The following is a 16,591-nucleotide window of genomic DNA, read 5'->3' as shown; positions in this document are numbered from 1 at the left end:
AAATTAAGATCCAGCTCGATAATTTGGTGGCTCTTTGGTTATTAGCACATCGTGAACATGGCTTTCTTTCATGCCAGCGCCGGTTATTCGATAAAATTTAGATTGCGTTCTTAGCTCATCGATAGTGGCACAGCCAGTTAATCCCATACAAGAACGTAATCCTCCCATTTGTTGGTGAATGATTTCTTTTAATGGGCCTTTATAGGCAATACGGCCTTCAATACCTTCAGGAACTAATTTATCAGCGGCATTATCAGATTGGAAATAACGATCAGATGAACCTTTCGCCATTGCGCCAAGTGATCCCATACCTCGATAAGATTTATAAGCTCGACCTTGATATAATTCGATTTCACCAGGGGCTTCTTCTGTTCCAGCAAACATTGAGCCAACCATAACACATGATGCACCTGCGGCAATGGCTTTAGCAATGTCACCCGAAAAACGAATACCACCATCAGCAATAACAGGAATATTATGTCGTTGAGCCATTTCAACTGCATCCATAATGGCACTAATTTGTGGCACACCAACACCTGTCACAATACGCGTAGTACAGATAGAACCTGGACCAATACCGACTTTAACTGCATTTACCCCTGCATCGATTAATGCTTTTGCACCTTCCGCAGTAGCAATATTCCCCCCAATAATTTGTAATTCCGGATACGCTTGCCTTGTCTGACGAATCCGCTCTAATACACCTTCTGAATGTCCATGAGATGAATCAATCAATAAAACATCAACACCTGCTTCAACCAATGCCGCAATCCGTTCTTCATTGCCTGCACCAGCGCCCACTGCCGCCCCTACGCGCAAACGCCCTTTTTCATCTTTGCAAGCATGTGGTTTTTGTTCTGCTTTATTGTAGTCCTTAACCGTTATCATTCCTTTAAGGTGAAATTTGGAATCAACAACTAACACTTTTTCAACACGGTGTTCATGCATTTTTTTCAGCACAATTTCACGTTGTTCGCCCTCTTTTACCGTAACAAGTCGTTCTTTTGGTGTCATGACTGCCGTTACCGGTAACGATAAATCAGTCGCAAAACGAACATCTCGAGCGGTAATAATCCCCACTAACTCTTGAGATTGAGTAACCACAGGGAAACCGGCAAAACCATATTCTTTAGCAAGTTCGATAACATCTCGAATCGTGGCAGTAGGTAAAACGGTCACGGGATCTTGGACGATACCGCTTTCATGCTTTTTCACCCTTTTTACATGGTTAGCCTGAGCTTCGATTGACATATTTTTATGGATAAAACCAATTCCGCCTTCTTGCGCAAGGGCAATGGCTAAATCGGATTCAGTCACCGTATCCATTGCAGCTGACAGCATCGGAATATTGAGTTTAATTGTTTGGGTTAGCTGAGTAGAAATAACAGCAGTGTTAGGTAATACCGTGGAGTGGGCAGGAACTAATAACACATCATCAAATGTAAGTGCTTCTTTAACTATACGAGACATGACAATATTCACCATTGAGTTGAATTGTTGATAAAATATTGCCGATGTATTCTACTGACTTTTGCGATAAAAGACCAGCGCTATTTTGATTCTTGAAATAGTTTGAACAGTTATCCTTCTTATTATTTCATCAAAAATAATTATATCTCATACAAACTAACCTTATAAAAAAAGATTAATGATCAAACAGCCGATTAATCCACTGACAGATATCACTGTTTCGAGTAAAGACCATGATTTCAATGTTTCGGTAATGCTCAGATTAAAATATTCTTTAAATAACCAAAAGCCAGGATCATTTACATGCGAAAAAACGACACTACCCGCACCCGTTGCAATAACCATTAATTCTGGGCTAACACCCGTTGAAGCAATTAATGGGAAAACAATCCCACCTGCCGTTAGTGCAGCAACCGTTGCCGACCCTAAGGCTAATCTTAATAAGGCTGCAATTAACCACGCCATAACAATGGGGGAAACAGTCGATCCATGCATTATCTGTTCGATATAAACTTTCACGCCACTATCGACAAGAACTTGTTTAAATGCCCCACCACCCCCAATAATCAATAGCATCATTGCAATAATTTTAATTGAATCAACTAAGCTAGTATTGATGTCTGACATGCTACGGCCACGTAATAAACCAAAAGTGAATATGGCTATTAATACTGATATCAGCGTTGCAATGACTGGATCCCCAAAAAATTCAACATAGGGTAGCAACCAATGCCCATTATTTAACGTCATTTCACTTATGGCTCGGATTGACATTAATATAACTGGAATCAATGCGGTAATAAGACTGACACGAAAACTAGGCATCTGCTGTTCAGTAAATGTTTTAGTATTATATAAGCCTTCTTCAACAGGATGATTAATCGCACGAATAAAAGGTAATTTAGTTAAAATAGGCCCAGCTAGTATGACGGTTGGAATACCTATAATTGTGCCATAAAGTAAGGTTTTTCCCATATCGGCTTTAAATATTTGTGCAATCGCTGTTGGTCCAGGGTGCGGCGGTAAAAAACCATGTGTAACCGACAAAGCCGCCGCCATGGGAATACCAATATATAGCGGAGAGATACCTAAGGTTGCTGCTATAGTTAAAATTAAGGGTAACAATAAAACGAAACCAACCTCATAAAACAGAGCAAATCCAACAATAAATCCCGTAAGCGTCACTGCCCATTGAATCTTTTTATCGCCGAAAGTGGCAATGAGCGTTGTTGCTATCCGCTGTGCACCTCCACAATCGGCGAGTAATTTGCCTAACATTGCGCCAAATCCCATAATTAATGCTAAGCTGCCAAGCGTGCCACCTACACCATTTTTAATTGATTTGATGACCTCCATAACGGGCATCCCTTCCAGAACACCGACACTAAGTGCCACCAAAATTAATGCGATAAAACCATTAACTCGTAAAGGTAACATGAGAATCAATAACATCAAGACACCAAAAGCAATAATGATTAATGGCATAATCAACTCCTCTTAATCAACAACATCCAATCTGGTTAAATTGACACAGCTAGACTTAAATACTTTAAACATAATTAGTAAATTGCAAATCAATTAAGATTTGAACACATCGCATTTTATGGGTAAGTACGAATAAATTAACAATAAGTATTTACCCACATAGTAACGATATATGTGGGAATGTTAGAGGAAAATTTACACTATTTATTAGAAATGAGAATAAGATCACACTTTTAAATTTAAACTTCTTTTTGCGCCATTAAAATATAATTTACATCCACATTGTGACCTAATTTGAATTGATTTTTTAAAAGATGATATTCCATACCAATAATGCCTTTAACCGCTAATTTAGATTGCTCGACTAAGTCCATTAATTCTGAAGGTCGAATAAAGCGATTAAAATCATGTGTTCCTTTTGGCACAAGCCGAGCAATGTATTCAGCACCATAAATAAGTAATAACTTTGCTTTGGTATTTCGATTGATTGTCGATAAGAATAGTTTGCCACTGGGTTTTAGCAACTTAGCACAAGCATTAATGATGGAGAATGGATCGGGGACATGCTCTAATAACTCCATACAAGTAATCACATCATAATATTCTGATCGTTCTTCTGCATGCGCTTCAACGGTTTGTTTTTCGTAATCGATAGAAAGACCATTTTGCTCTGCATGCATTTTAGCAACGTTTAAAGACTCATCCGCCAGATCGATAGCGGTCACTTGCGCACCAAGTTTAGCAAGGCTTTCTGATAAGATGCCACCACCACACCCGACATCTAACACCTTTTTGCCAGTAAGAGATTCGCATTGCTGCAATATATAATCAACACGTAATGGATTAATGATATGTAAAGGTTTACATTGACCATTTGGATCCCACCATTGTGCGGCTAATTGTGAGAATTTATTTATTTCGTTAATATCGATATTTTGTGACATGCTGGCGTTTTTAAAGTGTAAAAAATGGGTTTTACTATATGCTAACTCCAATCAATTATCAATAAAATAGCTTACACTGCCCGCTTTTTATTAACAAAAAAATCCACTTAGTTTAATCGCTCAAATGATATACTTTTTACCAATAAAAAATAGACAATTAATTTAATTCATAAAAACGGTATAAATATAATATAAGGAAGACAAATTATGATAATCGCGCTAAGAACAAATCGACCTAGTTTAATAAAAATAATGGATATACCAATTATAGGCAGTTTTATCATGTTTATTTTTGCACTGATTCCAATGTTTATTTTAATGATAACCGATGGTGCTTTTGGATTCAGTTATCAAGATCTCCAAACAAATATAATATATTTTATAGTAGGCGTTTATAACTTCATTTTAGCCTTCTTTTTTGGTATCAGTATTTGGATTATGATATTACCTTCCTGGTTACTTTTTACCCTTATCGGTATATTGAAACTCATCGGTTGGATCTAATAATAATCGAATCATTTGATTCATTTTAATGATTGACGCCAATTCTAGTTAAATTTTTAAACAATATTGTCAATGACTGTAATGATTTCTTGTGAATAGTTTGATTTCATGGCATGATTTAAAGTTTTAATTAAGACATAATTTTACTAAACGCAAATTAAACTATTTATTAAGAATCAAAGGAAAATTCATGAGTACAGGTACTATGAAGAAAAGTCATTCCCAATGGAGCTCACGCATGGGATTCATGCTAGCAGCAGCTGGCTCTGCTGTGGGTTTAGGTAATATTTGGAAATTTCCCTATATGGCGGGTGAAATGGGTGGTTCAGCATTTGTGCTCACCTATTTACTCTTTATGTTTATCATTGGGCTACCTATCCTTGTTTTAGAATGGTTGATCGGGCGCCGAGGGCAAAAAAATCCTATTCATACCATGCAAGATGTGGCCGTTTCTGAAGGTCGTTCAAAATTATGGGGCTGGGTAGGAATAATTGGGGTACTTGGTTCATTCTTAATTCTCTCCTTTTATAGTGTGATTGGTGGCTGGGCAACAGATTACATCGTTCTAGCAGCGCAAGGCACATTTGAAGGTGCGAATGGTGGAATAACCGAAAATCTCTTTACTAATTTTCTGGGCGATGTAAATAGTTTATTAATCTGGCATACAGTATTTATGTTTGCAACGGCCTTTATTGTCGCTCTCGGCGTTGGAGCTGGCTTGGAACGTGGCTGTAAGATTATGATGCCTGGTTTAGGTATATTACTCTTAGTGCTGGTTGGGTATGCCGCATATGCCAGCGGTTCTTCTTTCTGGAAGGCTTGTGATTTCTTATTTACACCTAACTGGTCTGCCTTAAATGGCACGGCAATATTAGCTGCTTTAGGTCACGCATTTTTCAGTCTATCTTTAGGTATGGGAATTATGATGGCATATGGCTCGTATTTAGGGAAAGATGTCAATCTACTCTCAACAGCCCGAACTGTGGTCATTTTGGATGTGATTGTGGCGGTTTTATCAGGATTAGCAATATTCCCGCTTGTTTTTGCTAATGATTTACAACCGGGTTCAGGCCCTGGTCTCATCTTTGTGACACTACCAATTGCATTCGGCAATATGGCTGGCGGTTCAATTTTAGGCATATTATTCTTTATATTCTTAACGTTTGCTGCATTAACCTCGTCAATCTCATTATTAGAACCGACTGTAGAGTTACTCGAAGAAAAAACCCATATGGGACGCAAAACGGCAACCATTGTCACCAGTATTATTATTTGGGCTTTAGGTATTGCTTGTATTCTTTCATTTAATAAATGGGCAGATGTCACATTATTTGGTAAAAATATTTTTGATTTACTTGATTACTTAACCAGTAAAATCATGTTGCCAGTAACCGGTTTAGGTACCATTATTTTTGCTGCATGGATGATGAATCAAAAACGAATTCGTGAAGAACTTAATCTCAACGCTTTCTGGTTTAACATTTGGACAATCTTAACCCGTTTTATTATTCCAGTGGCAATTGTTGCTATTCTTGTTTTTGGATTTTTTCCAGAAGGGAAATAGTTAATTATCATCTGCAAAGCCTTGATATTTTCAAGGCTTTCTTCCCACCAAGCTAACAAAAAAACAGCAAACAATTACCAAAATTACTTAATCTCTATTGAAAACCTCATTTTCATTCCCATATAACAATACAACAATAAATCAAACTATTATGACAGTGTTATTCATTTAACAGTTATACCCTTTTGCATTCAAATCTGCTCTTGCAGACGTTGAAAGCATGGATAGCTTTATTAATCAAGGTTATCGGTATAAATTGTTAATTGAATCAGTTAAATATATTAGAGGAACTAGTCAATGAGTAAGCAAGGTACAGAAACTCGTGGATTTCAATCCGAAGTTAAACAAATTCTTCATTTAATGATACATTCTTTATATTCCAATAAAGAAATATTTTTACGAGAGTTAATTTCGAACGCATCCGATGCAGCTGATAAATTACGTTTTAAAGCACTTGAAAATCCTAGCCTTTATGCTGGTGATGCTGAGCTTGGCGTACGTATTTCTGTGAATAAAGAAGCAGGAACTTTAACCATTGCCGATAATGGTATCGGTATGACACGTGATGAAGTTATCGAAAATTTAGGTACGATTGCCAAATCTGGCACCAAAGCATTTTTGGAATCAATCGGTAGCGATCAAGCTAAAGACAGCCAACTAATTGGTCAATTTGGTGTTGGTTTTTACTCTGCATTTATAGTAGCAGATAAAGTCACCGTCAAAACTCGTGCTGCAACTGCTAACGCTGATGAAGCGGTTATGTGGGAATCGGCTGGCGAAGGTGAATATACGATTTCTGATGATAATAAAGAGACTCGTGGTACTGAAATTATTTTACATCTGAAAGAAGATGAAAAAGAGTTTTTAGATGATTGGCGTTTACGCTCAATTATCAGTAAATATTCTGATCATATTTCACTCCCTGTTGAAGTACAAACCATCGACGAAGAAAGCAAAGACGTAAAATGGGAAAAAGTAAACAAGGCTCAAGCCCTTTGGACTCGGAGTAAATCTGAAATTACCGACGAAGAGTACAAAGAGTTTTATAAACACATTTCTCATGATTTTGCCGATCCACTTAGTTGGAGCCATAACCGAGTAGAAGGTAAACAAGAATACACCAGTTTACTTTATATTCCTTCAAAAGCACCGTGGGATATGTGGAATCGTGATAACAAACACGGTCTAAAACTTTATGTACAACGTGTCTTTATTATGGATGATGCAGAGCAATTTATGCCAAACTATTTACGCTTTGTAAAAGGTTTAATTGACTCTAATGATCTTCCATTGAATGTATCACGTGAAATATTGCAAGATAACAAAATCACCCAAAGTTTACGCAATGCATGTACAAAACGTGTATTACAAATGTTAGAAAAACTGGCTAAAGATGATAAAGAACAATATCAACAGTTCTGGAGCGAATTTGGCTTAGTGTTAAAAGAAGGAACGGGTGAGGACTATGCTAACCGTGAAGCTATCGCGAAATTGCTCCGTTTTGCTTCTACACATTCGGATAGCAATGCGCAAACCATCTCCTTAGACGATTATATTAGTCGTATGCAAGAAGGTCAGGATAAGATCTACTACATTACCGCTGATAGTTATGGTGCGGCTAAAAATAGCCCACATTTGGAATTATTCAGCAAAAAAGGCATTGAAGTCTTACTATTATCTGATCGTGTTGATGAGTGGATGATGAGTAATTTAACTGAATTTGAAGGAAAACAGTTCCAATCAATCAGTAAATCTGACGAATCGATTGAAAAACTTGCCGATCAAGATAGCGAAGAACAAAAACAAGCAGAAAAAGAGCTTGAACCATTTATTGAACGTGTCAAAGCAGTGTTAGGTGATAAAGTAAAAGAAGTTAAATTAACGCATCGTTTAACCAATACACCTGCAATAGTGACCACTGCAGCGGATGAAATGACCACGCAAATGGCAAAACTTTTTGCGGCTGCCGGTCAAAAAGCGCCTGAAATCAAATATACGTTTGAGATCAACCCTGATCATAAGTTAGTAAAACGTATTGCTGATACACAAGACGAAACGGCATTTAGCGACTGGATTGAATTATTATTAGATCAAGCATTATTGGCAGAGAAAGGATCATTAAGTGATCCAAGTAAATTTATTCAAACCATGAATAAACTGCTTGCAGAATAATCAATAAATAGTAAAACCCGATATTAGATAGTAATATCGGGTTTTTTGTTAACTTTTATTTAAGTTAGGTAATCGAAATTTACTAAAAATATGATGCCTATCACATTTTCTTATATTTCTTCTTTTCATTTTCTACTGTCTATTCATAATACCTAAAGTTTTCAATCAGACGGTGACAGATGAAAGTTTATAAAATTCTTAATAACAATGTAGTCGTTACACTTGATTCCAAAGGCAATGAACTCATTGTCACTGGTCGTGGCATTGGATTTAAAAAACGTGAAGGAGACTTGATTGATCCTAAACTGATTGAAAAACAATTTTCCCTCAACAACCAAGAAACGCTACCAAGATTTGCTGAATTACTATCTGAAATACCCATTGAAATATTCACTACTTCAGAAATCATCATCAATCACGCCAAACAAGTCCTGAATGGAAAACTGCAAGATAGTATATATATTTCACTCACAGATCATATCCATTTTGCTATAGAGCGCCATAAACAAGGATTTGATATTCCGAATAGTTTTTTATGGGAAACAAAAAAGCTCTATCCTAAAGAGTTTCAAGTAGGTTTATTTGCTTTATCGGTCATCAAAAAACGTTTATCCATTGAGTTACCAGAAGACGAAGCGGGTTTTATTACCTTTCATATTATTAATGCTCAACTTAATGATACGATGCCCAATATCGTTAAAATGACCAAAATCATGCGTGAAATTCTTAATATCGTCAAATACCATTTTAATTTTGAGTATGATGAAGACTGTCTGTCTTATCAACGCTTTGTGACACACTTAAAATTTTTTTCACAACGTATACTGAGTCAAAGCCAACCAGTTCAACAAGATACCTCTTTATATGAATTAATTCGTAAAAAGTATGAACAAGCTTATCTTTGTACCAAACAAATCGATCTCCATTTAATTCAACAATATCAACATCCACTTACCGATGATGAAAGCCTGTATTTAACCATTCATATTGAAAGATTACGCACTGAACTCAAAAAATAATGTGATACAGTTCACAATTCGAACATCTCAAAATGAGAAATCATATTCACTATCTTTTATTTATGCTAGCCTAAGCGAATAAATTTTGGATTGTTATTGCACAGCATTTTATGTTGTGTAAGCAAAACCTAATCACCTCGACTTGAGGTGGTTAGGTTTTTTTTTGCATTTAAAAAAGGATAAGGTATGAAAAACAAACAACTTGCCGAATCAATTATTGAATATGTTGGTGGTCAAGACAATATTATCAGTCTGGTACACTGTGCAACTCGTCTAAGATTTGCATTAAAAGATGATAATAAAGCTAATGCAGATATCCTCAAAAAACAAAAAGGGGTAATAACTGTTGTGCAAAGTGGTGGGCAATTTCAAGTTGTCATTGGTAACAATGTGGCAGATGTATTTAACAATATCATGCAACTCACTAATCTCAATGATAAACCTTCAGCCCAAACACAACAAAATAAAAAATCAGGCTTTTTGTCGAAATTAATTGATCTCGTTTCGGGAATATTTATTCCTGTTCTAGTCGTTATAGTTGCCGGTGGGATTTTAAAAGGATTAATCTCTTTATTGCAGGTTTTGGATGTTATTCACCCAGAAACACCAACCTATGAATTCTTGTATGCCATAGCGGATGCCCCACTCTACTATTTACCTATTATTTTAGGTTTTTCTGCGGTAAAGAAATTTGGTGGCAACCCCTATGTTGGAATGGCAATAGGTGGCGCCTTAGTTCATCCTAATATTGCCAATATGATACCTAGCGGTCAGTTTTCATTAGAAACAGAAATGTTTTCAATACCAATACAATTAATTCCTTATGCATCATCGGTTTTCCCGATTATTTTGGCAGCTTGGTTCTATTCTTTACTTGAACGTACTTTCAATAGAATCATGCATGATTCATTTAAAAAATTTATCGCCCCTCTGCTCGGAATTCTTATCACCGTTCCATTAACTTTTGCGGTTATTGGCCCTGCGGTAACGTATATCAGTAATGGGATTGCTAGTTGTATCATCTTTATGTATGAACTCAGTCCAGTTATAGCATCCATGGTTTTAGCCGCACTTTGGCAAGTCATGGTAATATTTGGTATTCATTGGGGACTTGTTCCATTTGCCTTAAATAACTTATCGGTATATCAAAATGATTTTATGTTACCGATTCTGTTTCCAGCTGTGTTCGCGCAAGTTGGTGCCGTATTAGCGGTAAGATTACGAGCCAAAGATCCTGAATTTAAAGCTTTAGCAAGTTCTTCGGTACTATCGGGTATTTTTGGGGTAACTGAACCCGCAATTTACGGTGTCAATTTACCGTTAAAAAGACCATTTGTTATTGGTTGTCTTGCTGCAACTGTAGGTGGTGGAATTGTTGGTTATTATCACAGTGTCATTTATTCGTTTAGTTTTATTAATATTTTCTCCTTTTTACAATTAATTCCTCCTACAGGCATAGATGAAAAATTTTATGCTGTCGTCGTTGGTTGTATCCTTTCATTCATCTTGGCACTAATTGCAACCTATCTATTTGGAATGCCAAAAACAAAGCAAACAGATCAAGATGAAACTTCATCGACAAACAATCTTAACCTTTCAGATACTGTTAATACGCAACCTGTCACAGTTTACAGCCCGTTAACAGGAACTATCATTCCACTAAATCAAGTTAATGATCCTACTTTTGCCAGTGAACTAATGGGTAAAGGCATTGCTATTATTCCAACAGAAGGGAAAGCTTACGCTCCTGATGACGGTGAAGTCGTATCACTGTTCAGAACCAAACACGCTATCGGATTTCAAACTGATTCTGGCGTGGAAATATTAATTCATATCGGGATCGATACGGTTAAATTAGACGGTCAACACTTTCAAGCACATGTTCAAGCCGGTAGCCAAGTCAAAAAAGGCGATTTACTCGTCAGTTTTGATATCGAGGCAATCAAACAAGCAGGCTTTGAAGTTACCACGCCGATCATCATTACTAACAGTGATGACTATCAGAAGATCCAGACTATTCATCAATCAGAAACTATTGAAAAGGGTGACATTTTATTGACGTTATCAGCAAATAAGGAGTAACACATGTTAACACAATTTCCGAATGATTTTCTTTGGGGCGGAGCAATTGCTGCCAACCAAGTTGAAGGAGCCTATCGTGAAGATGGCAAAGGTTTATCTACATCAGATTGTACACCCAACGGTTTATTTGGTGACATCATCGATCGTAATAAAAACACAATTACCGGCATTAAAGATCGTGCCATTGATTTTTATCATCGCTATCCTGAAGATATCGCTTTATTTGCTGAAATGGGATTTTCGTGTTTAAGAACGTCAATTGCTTGGACTCGAATCTTTCCAAATGGTGATGAAGAACAACCAAATGAAAAAGGACTGGCGTTTTATGACAAACTGTTTGACGAAATGTTAAAACACAACATCACCCCACTTGTCACCTTATCGCATTACGAAATGCCCTACTACCTTGTCACACAATATGGTGGATGGGGAAATCGTAAAGTCATCGAATTTTTTACTCGTTATGCCAAAACCGTATTTGAGCGTTACAAGAATAAAGTGAAATATTGGTTAACTTTCAATGAAATCAATATGTCATTACACGAACCCTTTACCGGTGTCGGATTGGATAGACACAGTAATAAAGAACAGATCTATCAAGCCATTCATCATCAGTTAGTCGCCAGCAGTCAAGCGGTCAAACTATGTCATCAAATTATTCCCGATGCCAAAATAGGTAACATGTTATTAGGCGCTGTTGCTTATCCTTTAACACCTAAGCCTGAAGATGTTTGGGCTACACTTCAAGAAAACCATGGTTGGCTATTTTTTGGTGATGTTCAAGTTCGAGGTTATTACCCGACTTATATGAAACGTTTTTTCAGAGAAAACAATATTAATTTAACGATTACCGAACAAGATCGACAAGATCTTAAAGAAACGGTCGATTTTGTATCGTTTAGTTACTATATGAGTTGTTGCGCAACTTCAGATGAATCACAAAAAACAAAAGGCAATATTTTAGATATGGTACCAAATCCTTATCTAAAAGCATCGGAATGGGGTTGGCAAATCGATCCAACAGGAATCCGTTATCTATTAAATATGCTTTATGAACGTTACCAAAAACCATTATTTATTGTTGAAAATGGTTTAGGCGCAAAAGATAAATTAGAAGCAGATGGCACGATAAATGATGATTATCGTATTAACTATATGAACGATCATCTTGTGGAAATTCGTGAAGCTATCGATGATGGTGTCGAAGTGATGGGCTATACCAGTTGGGGACCAATCGATTTGATTAGTGCTTCAAAAGCCGAAGTTACTAAACGTTATGGATTTATCTACGTCGATTTAAACCAAGACGGTTCGGGAACGCTAAAACGCTATAAAAAGAAAAGTTTCTACTGGTATCAAGCGGTGATTGCATCAAAAGGCGAAATTTTAAAATCTTAACTTTTGTGTCACACCTAAAATTGGAAAGTTACTGCTTACAGCAGGCAAAACCTAAATAGCATTAGAGGTAACTTTGCTTAACCGGCTATTTAGGTTTTTGATAATTAAAAAAAGGATATAAAAATGAAAATAAGATATTTAACCTTCGCATTATTTAATATCATGTCTTATTCCGTTCTCGCAAACCCAATATCCAATAATCATTTACAACCTAGCTTTATAGAGAATGCTTTTATTACCGATAGTAAACTTGATTTTTCTACCCGTAATCATTGGAAATATTTAAAAGAAAATGCCGCTCAACCAAAAGAAGTGCACAGTGCTTGGGGACAAGTTTTCACGTTCAATTATAAATCGGGTTATCTGTTTGATACACTTGGATTTGATGTCACTTATGACAATGCAATAAAACTGGGTGCAAGTGACTATTTTGCAACCCGTAATCTACTTTATAACCACGGTAAAGGTTATAGTAAACACAATGCGCATGGCTTTAATAAATTTACTCAGCGTTATATAAAAATAAAACTGGGTGAAGATAGGATAAATTTTAACGGTAAAGTGGGCTGGCATAGTGTGAAAGATTTAGGCATCATTAGCTCTTCACAACATTTAACACGAAACAGCTATCTCGGATTTAGTGGCATATTAAAATATGATGACTTTGCCTTTTCATTTGGTCGTTTAGACAGTGCCCTACCCCGTGAATCCGCCCAAAAAGTTCACTTTTTAACAAACGATCGTAAAAAAGTCATTGATCACATCTCAACAGTTGAAATGGCTTATAAAGATAGTGATACCAAAATCGACTATTCTTATGGTGTCGCCAAAGATTACTTAAGACGGCATACAATTGAATTATCTTATAAACCCGTTAAAAATTTAACTTTGGGTTCACAATTTTATGGTAGCTATGCGATGAAAAATTATGATGCCATGAAACAAAATAGAAAAGAGTTTGATTCCCATGCATGGCACTATGCAACCGACATTGAATGGAAAGAAGAAGACTGGAGCATCAAAGTGGGGCTCGCCTATACCGATGCAAATAAACATAACGCTCTTGGGTATTATGGACGCCATATCGGTAAAAATAACCGTGGTCGTTTTAATGGACTTGCCGCCGCAGCAGCAGATTACATGCGCGATGGGGAACTTGTTTTCACCGCCGTATTAAATTATGATTTTATTAAGGATAATACCACTGGATTGTATATGAACTATGCTAAATTTAATTATAAGCATGACCGATTAAAAAATGGTGAGATCAACATTTTTAATATTTGGAAACCGAGTTCTGGCATGTTTAAAAATCTCTCGATTTTATCTAAATTTGGTTATGGATGGTCTTACAAAACGATGAGTGCCTCAGATGCGACACCAAACCTGAAACATGGAAGAGCACAACGTTCCCCAACCTTATCAGCGGAAACCGTTATCGATTATCGATTTAATTTATTTTAAAATTTTGTTAAATAAAGGATGAAACATGAAAAAATCTATTCAATTTATTAGCCTACTTTTTGTTATGGTCATATCAATTTCACAAGCTTTTGCCAGTGAAGTGACAATCTATTTAACCCGTCATGGTAAAACCATGTTTAACAACGTTCATCGTGCTCAAGGATGGTCTGATACACCATTGATTCAGTCTGGTATAGAAGTTGCTGAACAATTAGGACAAGGCTTAAAAGATGTCGAATTTATTACTGCCTATTCAAGTGACTTAGGCCGTGCACGACAAACTGCACGTATTATCTTAGAAAGTAAAGGTGATACGTTGGCAATTAATGAAATGGAAGCACTGCGTGAAGCCTGCTTTGGCGATTTTGAAGGCGATCTAGATCCCAATATGTGGACTCCTGCTGCGCAACATTTAGGATATCCTTCTGACAAGGATTTAATGGCTGATCTTGCCAAAGGGAAAATAACACTACAAAAAATGTTAGATGCCGTGGCAGCGGTTGAAAAATCAGGACAAGCAGAAAATTATCAGCAAGTTAAAAAACGAATGGAAGTCGCATTAAAAACCATTGCTGAATCAGCAAAAGCACAAGGTGGTGGTAATGTATTAGTTGTTTCACATGGTATTGCGATTATGTCTATGGTAGAAGATCTGCTTGATGCTCCAATCACCTCTCCATTAGGCAATGCCAGTGTTACCAAAATTCGTTATACCGATGAAGGTAAATTTATTGTCGAAAGTTTTGGCGATATGAGTTATGTCGAAAAAGGGAAACAAAGCACAAAATAACGTCTTAATTTTATTTGGCTTGCTTAGGTAAGCCAAATAACAAAATATAATCGGCAATATCAACAAAAAACTAGAAATTTAGTGAATAAACAAGCATAATTTAATTTTAATGTTGAGCTCCAAATTTTAAGGTTTATATGTTTTATTCAACCGATTACGTTTCACCATTAGGGTTAATTACGCTGGCAAGCCGAAACAATCAACTTGTTGCTGTATGGATTGAAGGACAAAAATATTTTGGTGATACCGTCAATGCTCCCCTTGAAAGCAAACCTAACTTGCCCATCTTTAACCACACAAAAAAATGGTTTGATCACTACTTTTCAGGAAAAAATCCGGCTATCAATCAACTTGATTTAGCCCCGATTGGTACGCCTTTTCGTCATCAAGTTTGGGATATTCTTTGTAAAATTCCTTATGGTGAACTCATCACATATGGCGATATAGCTAAACAAATTGCGAAAACCAATCAACTTGCAACTATGTCAAGCCAAGCTGTCGGCGGTGCAGTTGGGCGTAATCCACTATCCATTATTATTCCTTGTCATCGAGTCATTGGTAGTAACGGCAGTTTAACCGGTTATGCAGGTGGCATTGATAAAAAAATTAAACTTCTGCAACTAGAAGGCGTTGATACCCTAAAACTAACGATACCCACTAAAGGCACTGCACTTTAAAAAATTTAGGTTATCAAGGAAAGGCAAAAAATTCATTAAATGGTGCGACTTATTGACGGTACAAGATTTCACTCTCTTTTTGAGCATACCGAGACAATGACTTATCAATACTTAGTTAAACTTGACTACAAATAGCCTTTATCTGATAAACAAATACGCATTTTATTTTGAACTTCTAAACGATTGTAATCTAAATAATCCAAAATTCCTTCAGGATACTTTGAATTTGAATAACCGTAAACATCAAAATAGTGATGCAAACAACTATTCGGCTCGATATTCTTAAGTTGTATAAGATACAAAAAAGCAATATCTCCCTTAGTTAATTCATTTAATTTCAATTTGGTTGGTAAATAAACCCACTCTGTATTTTGGATATTATTTACCAGAATTTCCACCGTTTTTTTATCGTTTTTATTATTAACAAAAAAGAAATCAATATCAAAATCGTCAATACTACTGTTCCATGATAATTGTACACCTTTCTCAAAATAGATCGCTTCTATAATATCACGTTGCTGATTTGATGAATTTTTAGAATTACTTGGTCCAAATTCAAAGGATTTGGTGATACCAAAATCATTATATTGATACTCTTGGGCTTGAATAACAAACGACAAATGTGCTAATAATATAAAAATTATTGATATCTTCTTCATTATTAAATTACCTTAAAAAAGGGCTTTAGATATTTAAACTTTTTAACAGCTAATGAAATGATCACCGATAACTTTGATTGTGAGCGCATTCATTTGCGTATGGATCAAAAATGTTTAAATATTCATCATCCTTATGTTTTATGTCATTAAATAAAACAGATAATAGTTATTTATGATTATCTCTACTTTTAATTGTGAACACCCATTATCATAATCACGATATTTTACGAGTTATCTGAAATATATAATATAGTGTGCCATTATAACCAATTTTTACTTTTTAAAACAGACGGATATAAATTTAAACCTGTTTAATGGTAAATATGGATTTTAACGTTTTTTAATTTTTATAATAGCGCCTTC

Annotated in this window: 13 protein-coding genes; 9 read left to right on the top strand and 4 right to left on the bottom strand. The window is 36.0% G+C overall.

From position 1 onward, the window contains the following. Positions 1–3: 3 nt before the first annotated feature. The 3 genes from guaB to ubiG all read right to left on the bottom strand — a co-directional run bounded on the left by guaB (position 4) and on the right by ubiG (position 3,899). Complete coding sequence (guaB, locus tag ACGH47_RS09005; RefSeq protein WP_220215297.1) at positions 4–1,470, bottom strand: IMP dehydrogenase; 1,467 nt, start codon at positions 1,468–1,470, stop codon at positions 4–6. Positions 1,471–1,632: 162 nt separating this feature from the next. Then, complete coding sequence (gene gntT / locus ACGH47_RS09000) at positions 1,633–2,955, bottom strand: gluconate transporter (RefSeq protein ID WP_411623254.1); 1,323 nt, start codon at positions 2,953–2,955, stop codon at positions 1,633–1,635. A gap of 239 nt (positions 2,956–3,194) precedes the next feature. Beyond that, positions 3,195–3,899 carry a bifunctional 2-polyprenyl-6-hydroxyphenol methylase/3-demethylubiquinol 3-O-methyltransferase UbiG gene (ubiG, locus tag ACGH47_RS08995; RefSeq protein ID WP_267352183.1) on the bottom strand — a complete coding sequence of 235 codons (705 nt, stop codon included), beginning with the start codon at positions 3,897–3,899 and terminating at the stop codon, positions 3,195–3,197. A 207-nt stretch (positions 3,900–4,106) separates the two neighbouring features. Between ubiG and ACGH47_RS08990 the strand changes: the two genes are divergently transcribed. The 9 genes from ACGH47_RS08990 to ACGH47_RS08950 all read left to right on the top strand — a co-directional run bounded on the left by ACGH47_RS08990 (position 4,107) and on the right by ACGH47_RS08950 (position 15,569). Beyond that, complete coding sequence (locus ACGH47_RS08990; protein WP_220215300.1) at positions 4,107–4,403, top strand: hypothetical protein; 297 nt, start codon at positions 4,107–4,109, stop codon at positions 4,401–4,403. 190 nt (positions 4,404–4,593) lie between these two features. Then, positions 4,594–5,967 (top strand): sodium-dependent transporter, encoded by a 1,374-nt coding sequence (locus ACGH47_RS08985; protein ID WP_220215301.1) that lies wholly within the window; start codon positions 4,594–4,596, stop codon positions 5,965–5,967. 297 nt (positions 5,968–6,264) lie between these two features. Beyond that, positions 6,265–8,139 carry a molecular chaperone HtpG gene (gene htpG, locus ACGH47_RS08980; protein ID WP_220215302.1) on the top strand — a complete coding sequence of 625 codons (1,875 nt, stop codon included), beginning with the start codon at positions 6,265–6,267 and terminating at the stop codon, positions 8,137–8,139. A gap of 179 nt (positions 8,140–8,318) precedes the next feature. Then, positions 8,319–9,158 (top strand): BglG family transcription antiterminator LicT, encoded by an 840-nt coding sequence (licT, locus tag ACGH47_RS08975; RefSeq protein WP_294825999.1) that lies wholly within the window; start codon positions 8,319–8,321, stop codon positions 9,156–9,158. A 186-nt stretch (positions 9,159–9,344) separates the two neighbouring features. Next, a complete protein-coding gene (locus ACGH47_RS08970; protein WP_411623253.1) occupies positions 9,345–11,240 on the top strand; it encodes a beta-glucoside-specific PTS transporter subunit IIABC in 1,896 nt (631 codons plus the stop codon). Between the two features lie 3 nt (positions 11,241–11,243). Continuing rightward, positions 11,244–12,638 (top strand): glycoside hydrolase family 1 protein, encoded by a 1,395-nt coding sequence (locus tag ACGH47_RS08965; protein ID WP_267352187.1) that lies wholly within the window; start codon positions 11,244–11,246, stop codon positions 12,636–12,638. A gap of 123 nt (positions 12,639–12,761) precedes the next feature. Then, on the top strand, positions 12,762–14,102 hold the full coding sequence (locus tag ACGH47_RS08960; protein ID WP_411623252.1) for an OprD family outer membrane porin: 1,341 nt from the start codon (positions 12,762–12,764) through the stop codon (positions 14,100–14,102). Between the two features lie 25 nt (positions 14,103–14,127). Continuing rightward, positions 14,128–14,892, top strand: coding sequence for a histidine phosphatase family protein (locus ACGH47_RS08955; protein WP_267359281.1), 765 nt, complete (start codon positions 14,128–14,130; stop codon positions 14,890–14,892). 137 nt (positions 14,893–15,029) lie between these two features. Then, on the top strand, positions 15,030–15,569 hold the full coding sequence (locus ACGH47_RS08950; RefSeq protein WP_411623251.1) for a methylated-DNA--[protein]-cysteine S-methyltransferase: 540 nt from the start codon (positions 15,030–15,032) through the stop codon (positions 15,567–15,569). 125 nt (positions 15,570–15,694) lie between these two features. Here the strand turns inward: ACGH47_RS08950 and ACGH47_RS08945 are convergent, their stop codons facing one another. Further along, positions 15,695–16,228: a hypothetical protein gene (locus ACGH47_RS08945; RefSeq protein ID WP_267377804.1), complete on the bottom strand. Its 534-nt coding sequence runs from the start codon at positions 16,226–16,228 to the stop codon at positions 15,695–15,697. Positions 16,229–16,591 lie beyond the last annotated feature (363 nt).

Origin of the sequence: Gilliamella sp. CG16 (assembly GCF_046635785.1) — a bacterium.
GTDB lineage: Bacteria > Pseudomonadota > Gammaproteobacteria > Enterobacterales > Orbaceae > Gilliamella > Gilliamella apicola_I.
Note: the sequence above shows the minus strand (reverse complement) of the source record. Positions and strands in the feature narration are given on the sequence as shown.

Bases quoted from the DNA above. Each gene is read 5' to 3' on its own strand.
- ACGH47_RS08955 (WP_267359281.1), top strand. From the start codon at position 14,128: ATGAAAAAATCTATTCAATTTATTAGCCTACTTTTTGTTATGGTCATA.
- gntT (WP_411623254.1), bottom strand. From the start codon at position 2,955: ATGCCATTAATCATTATTGCTTTTGGTGTCTTGATGTTATTGATTCTC.
- ACGH47_RS08985 (WP_220215301.1), top strand. From the start codon at position 4,594: ATGAGTACAGGTACTATGAAGAAAAGTCATTCCCAATGGAGCTCACGC.
- ubiG (WP_267352183.1), bottom strand. From the start codon at position 3,899: ATGTCACAAAATATCGATATTAACGAAATAAATAAATTCTCACAATTA.
- ACGH47_RS08950 (WP_411623251.1), top strand. From the start codon at position 15,030: ATGTTTTATTCAACCGATTACGTTTCACCATTAGGGTTAATTACGCTG.
- ACGH47_RS08990 (WP_220215300.1), top strand. From the start codon at position 4,107: ATGATAATCGCGCTAAGAACAAATCGACCTAGTTTAATAAAAATAATG.
- ACGH47_RS08945 (WP_267377804.1), bottom strand. From the start codon at position 16,228: ATGAAGAAGATATCAATAATTTTTATATTATTAGCACATTTGTCGTTT.
- ACGH47_RS08960 (WP_411623252.1), top strand. From the start codon at position 12,762: ATGAAAATAAGATATTTAACCTTCGCATTATTTAATATCATGTCTTAT.
- licT (WP_294825999.1), top strand. From the start codon at position 8,319: ATGAAAGTTTATAAAATTCTTAATAACAATGTAGTCGTTACACTTGAT.
- ACGH47_RS08965 (WP_267352187.1), top strand. From the start codon at position 11,244: ATGTTAACACAATTTCCGAATGATTTTCTTTGGGGCGGAGCAATTGCT.
- htpG (WP_220215302.1), top strand. From the start codon at position 6,265: ATGAGTAAGCAAGGTACAGAAACTCGTGGATTTCAATCCGAAGTTAAA.
- guaB (WP_220215297.1), bottom strand. From the start codon at position 1,470: ATGTCTCGTATAGTTAAAGAAGCACTTACATTTGATGATGTGTTATTA.
- ACGH47_RS08970 (WP_411623253.1), top strand. From the start codon at position 9,345: ATGAAAAACAAACAACTTGCCGAATCAATTATTGAATATGTTGGTGGT.